Below are 6,224 nucleotides of genomic sequence, written 5' to 3'. Positions count from 1 at the left end.
GCCGGCCATTGCCGGCCTGGGCGCGGTCGCGGAGGCCGCCGATCCCCACGCGGCAGAGCGCCTCCTGCCGATCCGCCAGGCCATCGAGGCGGGCAGCGGCGCCCGCATCCCCGGCGCCGGGGCGCCGCGCCTGCCCAACACGGCGAGCCTGCTGCTGCCCGGCCTGCCGGCGGAGACCCAGGTCATCGCGCTGGACCTGGCCGGGGTCCGGGTCTCGGCGGGCTCGGCCTGCTCCTCCGGCAAGGTGGCGCGCAGCCATGTGCTGGAGGCGATGGGGCTGGGCGAGGCGGCAGGCTGCGCCATCCGCGTCTCCCTGCCCTGGAACGCGCAGGAGGATGCGGCGGAGCGTTTTCTCGCCGCCTATGCCGCCATGCGGGATCGCCTCTCGCAGCGCGCCGCGGAGCGCCCCATCTTCGCGGCATGATTGCTCCGGCCGCGAACCGCCCGATCTATCTCGACAACCACGCCACCACCCCGGTCGATCCGCGGGTGCTGGCGGCCATGCGCCCCTGGTGGGAGGAAAACTTCGCCAACCCTGCCAGCGTGGAACACGCCATGGGCCGGGCCGCCGAGGCGGCGGTGGAGCAGGCGCGGGCGGAGGTCGGGGCACTGGTCGGCGCCGAGGCGCGGGAAATCGTGCTGACCTCCGGCGCCACGGAGAGCAACAACCTCGCCATCAAGGGCGCGGCGCGCTTCGCCGCCTCCCAGGGCAGCGGGCGGCGGCGCATCGTCACCACGGCCATCGAGCACAAATGCGTCCTGGAGAGCGTGCGCGACCTCGCGGCGGAGGGTTTCGAGCCGGTGGTCCTGCCGGTCGGGCCGGACGGACTGCTGGAGCCGGAGGTGCTGCGCGCGGCGGTGGACGAAGGCACCCTGCTGGTCAGCGTCATGGCGGTGAACAACGAGATCGGCGTGGTGCAGGACCTGCCCGCGCTGGTCGCCATCACCAAGGGGGCGGGCGCGCTGTTCCACACCGACGCGGCCCAGGCTGCCGGGCGCGTCCCGCTGGACGTGGACGCGATCGGGGCCGACCTGCTCTCGCTTTCCGGCCACAAGATCTACGGCCCCAAGGGGATCGGCGCGCTCTATGTCCGCCGCCGTCCCCGCGTTCGGCTGACGCCACTCCTGTCCGGCGGCGGGCAGGAGCGCGGCTTCCGCTCCGGCACCCTGGCCGCGCCGCTGGTGGTCGGGCTGGGCGAGGCGGCGCGCCTGGCGCGGCTGGAGGGCGCGGAGGATGCGGCGCGGGCGGCCGGGTTGCGCGACCGTTTCCTGGCGGTGCTGAACGCGCGCGTGCCGGGGGTGGTGGTGAACGGCAGCCGCGGCCACCGGGTGGCCGGCAACCTGAACCTCACCTTTCCCGGCGGCGTGGACGCGCAGCGGCTGATGGCGGCGATGCCGGAGGTCTGCGTCTCCACCGGCTCGGCCTGTTCCTCGGCCTCGGTGGAGCCATCCTACGTGCTGCGGGCCATCGGGCTGGACGAGGGATCCGCAAGAGCGAGCTTGCGCGTGGGGATCGGGCGCTTTACCTCGCCCGCCGAGGTGGACCTGGCGGCCGCGGCCCTCGCGCGCGCCTGGACATCCGTCATGTCCCCCGAGACGGTGGAGTAGGAGCGGCCCGTATGCCGAAGATGACGTTTATCGAGCGTGACGGCACGCGGCGCGAGGTGGATGCGCCGCTGGGCCTCAGCGTGCTGGAGATCGCCCATCGCCATGGCGTGGATATCGAGGGCGCCTGCGAGGGCAGCCTCGCCTGCGCGACCTGCCACGTGATCGTGGACGGTGCCTGGTTCCCCAGGCTGGCCGAGCCGACCGAGGACGAGGAGGACATGCTCGACCTCGCCTTCGACCTGCAGGAAACCTCCCGGCTCGGCTGCCAGATCGTGATGTCCGAGGCGCTGGACGGGCTGGTGGTGAAGCTGCCGGCGGCGGGCAAGTAGGCGCGCCATCGCGGGCGGAGGATGTCGCGGGATGCTGCAGCAGCAGATCGAACCCTACGGCGCGCCGGGCGGCCTGTTCCGGCGCCTGCGCCAGGGGGCGGCGCCGGAATGGGAGGCCTATTGCTGGCATCCCTTCGTGCGGGGGCTGGCCGAGGGCACGCTGCCGCTCCCGGCCTTCCGGCACTACCTGGTGCAGGACTATCTCTTCCTGGTGCAGTTCGCCCGCGCCCAGGCCCTGGCCGTGGTGAAGGCGGAAAGCCTCGCCGCGATGCGCGAGAAGAGCGCGGCGGTGGACGCCATCCTCGGCGAGACCCAGCTGCACCTGGAATACTGCGCCGGCTGGGATCTGTCCGAGGACGACATCCTGGCCCGGCCCGAGGCGGCCGAGACGGTCGCCTATACGCGCTGGGTGCTGGACCGGGGCTTCGCGGGCGACATCCTGGATCTGGAGGTGGCGCTCGCCCCTTGCACCGTGGGCTATGGCGAGATCGCGCTGCGCATCGAGGCGCACCCTGCCCGGCGCCGCGGCGGCAATCCGTATGAGAGCTGGATCGCCATGTATGCGGGCGAGGAGTACCAGGCCCTGGCGCGTTCCGCGGCCGCGCGGCTGGACGCGCTGGGCGCCAGCCATGGCGGTGAGGCGCGCCTGCCGCTGCTGACCCGGACCTTCGCTGAGGCCTCCCGGCTGGAGGCGGATTTCTGGGCCATGGGCCTGCGCGCCGCGCCCGCCACCGGAGGCATCGCCGCCGAGGGCGCGCTGTCGGAGATCGGCTGATGCGTATCCTGGTCGCCATGTCCGGCGGGGTGGACAGCAGCGTCGTGGCCGGGCTGTTGCAGGAAGCCGGGCATGAGGTCGTCGGCGCCACGCTGCAGCTCTACGACCACGGGGCCGCCGTATCCCGCAAAGGAGCCTGCTGCGCCGGGCAGGACATCCACGACGCCCGGGACGTGGCCGACCGGCTCGGCATCCCGCATTACGTGCTGGACCGGGAAAGCCGTTTCCGCGACGCGGTGATCGCGGACTTCGCGAACAGCTATGCGCGGGGTGAAACCCCCATCCCCTGCGTCCGCTGCAACCAGACGGTGAAGTTCCAGGATCTGTTCGGCCTCGCCCGGGACCTGGGCTGCGAGGCCCTGGCGACCGGACATTACGCGCAGCGCATCGAGGGGTCATCCGGGGCGGAGCTGCACCGCGCCGTCGATCCGGCGCGGGACCAGTCCTATTTCCTCTTCGCCACCACGCGCGAGCAGCTGGCCTTCACGCGCTTCCCGCTGGGCGCCATGCCCGACAAGGCCGCCGTGCGGGCCGAGGCGGCGCGGCTGGGCCTCGCCGTGGCGGAGAAGCCCGACAGCCAGGACATCTGCTTCGTGCCCGCCGGCCGCTACCACGAGACGGTCGCGAAGCTGCGCCCCGAGGCGGCGCAGCCCGGCGAGATCGTGCATCTCGACGGCCGCGTGCTGGGCCGCCACGAGGGGCTGGGGCGCTTCACCGTGGGGCAGGGGCGGGGTCTCGGCACGGCCGCGCGTGACGGCGAGGAGCCGATGTACGTGGCGGCCCTGGATGCCACCCGGCGGCGCGTCGTGGTGGGGCCCCGGGCCGCGATTCCACAGACGGTGGTGGAGGCGGGCGAGGTGAATTGGCTGGTCCCCCCGCCCGACGGCGAGTTCGTCGCGCAGGCGAAGTTCCGCGCCCGTGAGGTGCCGCAGCCTGTGCGGGCGCGCTGGGACACGGCGCGCGGCTTCCTTGCCGTCACGCCGGACCTGCCGGTGATTGCGGCGCCGGGGCAGGCGCTGGTGCTCTATGATGGGGAGCGCGTGCTCGGCGGTGGATTCATCCGCCGGGCAGCCGTTGACAGGAACGGCGCGGCGGCCTAATTCGCGGCCCACCGGTTGGCGGCGTAGCTCAGCGGTAGAGCAGGGGAATCATAATCCCTTGGTCGGCGGTTCAAATCCGTCCGCCGCTACCAACCAGTCTTCCTGAATATCCTCGAAAACACGTTGCCCCGGTGCCGGAAACGGCAACTGGCCCGCAACATGAAGATGCGGGCCTCCTGCTTCGGCTCTTGGCGCGTTCTTCCTCAGCCCGCCATAAGGGCCGGCTCGCTTTCCGGGGCCAGGATCGCGGGATGCAGCGAAGCCATCGTCACGGAAGGCGCTGCCGTGTCGAGCGCGCGCAGCAGGCTGGCCATGCGGCTCAGGATCAGGGTGGCGGCCGAATGGTCCGCCTCGAAGGCTTCGGCGGCCAGTTGATCGACCCGCTCCGCGAGATCGACCAACGTAAGATGACGCGGATTTTCCATGTCGGGAACGCCGGGCTCCTCTCCGCCATATCCCGAAGGGGAATGGGTGCGGTGCGGAAAAGATTAACATCCGGTGAAGCGATGACGAAGAAAAAACCGCTACCCAGGGTTCATGAACCTATGAGTTTCCAACAATCCACAATTGCGCGAAACGCCGGTCCCGCGTTGTCGCATTTGCTTGCGCGAGTCCGGCGCCCGGCATCCCTGCCAGGAGGCTTCCGCTAGGCCTCCGCAACCGCCAGCGCGGCGCGCCAGACCCGCAGGAAATTGCCGGACCAGAGCAGTTCCAGCGCCATCCGATCATAGCCGCGGCGCGCCAGTTCGGCGGTCAGGCCCAGGGTCTCGCCGGCATGGCGCCAGCCCTCCACCCCGCCACCGCCGTCGAAGTCGCTGGACAGCCCGACATGCCCGATGCCGATGCGGCGCACCGCATGGTCCACATGGTCCGCCATGTCGGCCACGGAGGCGCGGAACCGGCCATCCGCATCCGGCGCCCGCAGGAAGGCCGGGACGGCGGTGATCTGCGCGAGGCCGCCGACCTGCTTCAGCATGTCGAGCTGCTCGTCGTCCAGGTTGCGCGGGTGCGCACGCAGGGCGGCGCAGCAGGTATGGGTGGCAAGCACCGGCGCCTTCGAGATTTCCGCCGCCTGAAAGAAGCTGCTGCGGGCGATGTGCGACATGTCCACCATCAGCCCGAGCCGGTTCATCTCCCGCACCGCCTGCCGGCCCAGCTCGCTCAGCCCGCCATGCAAGGCGGGGCCGTCCCCAAGGTCGGGCCGGGGCCGGGCGGCATCGGAAAGGTCGTTGTGCCCGTCATGCGTGACGGTGACGTAGCAGGCGCCGAGATCGCGCCACAGCTTCAGCCGCGACAGGTCGTGCCCCATGGCATTGCCGTTCTCCACGCCCAGCAGCACGGCGAAGGCGCCCTCGGCCTGCGCTTCCGCCAGCTCGTCCGGCGTGGTGACGAGGCGGTGCTCCGCATCCGCCGTGGCGCGGATGGCGCGCAGCATGGCCTCGGCACGCTCCCCGGCGGCGGCATGGCCTTCCGGTGTGCGCGGGCCCTGTGGCGTATAGGCGATGAAGACCACGCCCTTCAGCCCGCCGGCCCGCATCTTGGGGAAGTCCACCTGCCGCGGCGTCTCGCCATGCGGGTCGGGCATGTCCGGCCAGGGGATGTCCACATGCGTGTCCAGCGTTGGCAGCGACGCATGCAGGGCGGCGATTTCCGCTTCGGCGGGGCGGGTGATGGGGGCGTCCATGGCAGTCCCGTTCAGATGGTGCGGGCGCGGCTGATGCGCGCGATGATCCCGGGCAGGGCGGCGGGGTCGAGCCAGCGGAACACCGCGACGATGCGCGTCGCCGGCTCGACCCAGATGACGTTGCCGCCCGCGCCCTGGGCGAAGAGGCTTTCCCGATCGGCCTCCGGGAAGCGGCCGGAGCGGTTCAGCCACCACAGCAGGCCGTAATCCTCGTGCAGCGGGCAGGGGGTGCCACTGGCCGCCACCCAGCCGGGCGGCAAGATGCGCCGGCCCTCCCAGATCCCGCCTGCCAGCATCAGCAGCCCCAGTCGCGCCTGGTCCTCCGCATGGGTGCGGAGGCCGCCACCCCAATGCGTACCGCCGGGGACGGAAAGCGCCGTGCGCCCATTGGGCAGGGTGACGGAGGCGGTGCGGTAACCGTCCCAGGACCAGTCCCCGCTGCCGCCGACCGGGTGCATGATCCGCTCCGCCCAGACCTCCGGCAGCGGCCGGCCGAAGCGCAGCATCAGGGCCAGGGACAGGGCGTTCACCCGGACGTCGTTGTATTCCCAGTGGGAGCCGGGCGGTTCCAGCGGCCGCTCCCAGCCCTTGGGTGCCTTGCCCTCGCGCTGCAGGTCGCGGCCACGGTCCAGCACGTCGGACTTGCCGTGCAGCGTGCCTTCCCACTCGCTGGTCTGGGTCAGCAGCATGCGCCAGGTGGCGGCGCCGTTGCGCGGGCCGGCGAAGGC

General features: G+C 71.9%; 7 protein-coding genes, 1 tRNA gene and 1 pseudogene. 6 read left to right on the top strand and 3 right to left on the bottom strand.

Translation table 11 applies throughout. The features are described from left to right. The 6 genes and pseudogenes from ROTAS13_RS17500 to ROTAS13_RS17475 all read left to right on the top strand — a co-directional run. A pseudogene (locus ROTAS13_RS17500) lies at positions 1-424 on the top strand (cysteine desulfurase); the annotation flags it as partial. Next, positions 421-1,608, top strand: a complete 1,188-nt coding sequence (locus ROTAS13_RS17495) for a cysteine desulfurase family protein (protein WP_019459747.1) — start codon at positions 421-423, stop codon at positions 1,606-1,608. The pseudogene ROTAS13_RS17500 and the gene ROTAS13_RS17495, both read left to right, overlap by 4 nt. Positions 1,609-1,619: 11 nt before the next feature. After that, on the top strand, positions 1,620-1,937 hold the full coding sequence (locus ROTAS13_RS17490; RefSeq protein WP_019459746.1) for a ferredoxin family 2Fe-2S iron-sulfur cluster binding protein: 318 nt from the start codon (positions 1,620-1,622) through the stop codon (positions 1,935-1,937). Between the two features lie 31 nt (positions 1,938-1,968). Then, positions 1,969-2,712 (top strand): thiaminase II, encoded by a 744-nt coding sequence (tenA, locus tag ROTAS13_RS17485; RefSeq protein WP_075822976.1) that lies wholly within the window; start codon positions 1,969-1,971, stop codon positions 2,710-2,712. Beyond that, positions 2,712-3,812, top strand: coding sequence for a tRNA 2-thiouridine(34) synthase MnmA (gene mnmA, locus ROTAS13_RS17480; RefSeq protein WP_075822975.1), 1,101 nt, complete (start codon positions 2,712-2,714; stop codon positions 3,810-3,812). The genes tenA and mnmA overlap by 1 nt, the downstream gene beginning before the upstream one ends. Before the next feature lie 17 nt (positions 3,813-3,829). Beyond that, positions 3,830-3,904: transfer RNA gene (locus ROTAS13_RS17475), tRNA-Met, on the top strand. A 111-nt stretch (positions 3,905-4,015) separates the two neighbouring features. Here the strand turns inward: ROTAS13_RS17475 and ROTAS13_RS17470 are convergent. The 3 genes from ROTAS13_RS17470 to ROTAS13_RS17460 all read right to left on the bottom strand — a co-directional run. Further along, entirely contained in the window at positions 4,016-4,237 is a 222-nt protein-coding gene (locus tag ROTAS13_RS17470) for a hypothetical protein (RefSeq protein ID WP_126281878.1), read from the bottom strand. Positions 4,238-4,458: 221 nt separating this feature from the next. After that, positions 4,459-5,496, bottom strand: a complete 1,038-nt coding sequence (locus tag ROTAS13_RS17465) for a dipeptidase (protein ID WP_019459742.1) — start codon at positions 5,494-5,496, stop codon at positions 4,459-4,461. Between the two features lie 11 nt (positions 5,497-5,507). After that, positions 5,508-6,224 (bottom strand): serine hydrolase (locus ROTAS13_RS17460; protein WP_139323407.1); only part of this gene is annotated, 717 nt, incomplete at its 5' end.

It is taken from the genome of Roseomonas sp. TAS13 (assembly GCF_001950415.1).
In the GTDB taxonomy this organism is placed as follows: domain Bacteria; phylum Pseudomonadota; class Alphaproteobacteria; order Acetobacterales; family Acetobacteraceae; genus Roseomonas; species Roseomonas mucosa.
Note: the sequence above shows the minus strand (reverse complement) of the source record. Positions and strands in the feature narration are given on the sequence as shown.

Coding starts and splice junctions, on each gene's coding strand:
- ROTAS13_RS17490 (WP_019459746.1), top strand. CDS start 1,620: ATGCCGAAGATGACGTTTATCGAGCGTGACGGCACGCGGCGCGAGGTG.
- ROTAS13_RS17465 (WP_019459742.1), bottom strand. CDS start 5,496: ATGGACGCCCCCATCACCCGCCCCGCCGAAGCGGAAATCGCCGCCCTG.
- ROTAS13_RS17495 (WP_019459747.1), top strand. CDS start 421: ATGATTGCTCCGGCCGCGAACCGCCCGATCTATCTCGACAACCACGCC.
- mnmA (WP_075822975.1), top strand. CDS start 2,712: ATGCGTATCCTGGTCGCCATGTCCGGCGGGGTGGACAGCAGCGTCGTG.
- tenA (WP_075822976.1), top strand. CDS start 1,969: ATGCTGCAGCAGCAGATCGAACCCTACGGCGCGCCGGGCGGCCTGTTC.
- ROTAS13_RS17470 (WP_126281878.1), bottom strand. CDS start 4,237: ATGGAAAATCCGCGTCATCTTACGTTGGTCGATCTCGCGGAGCGGGTC.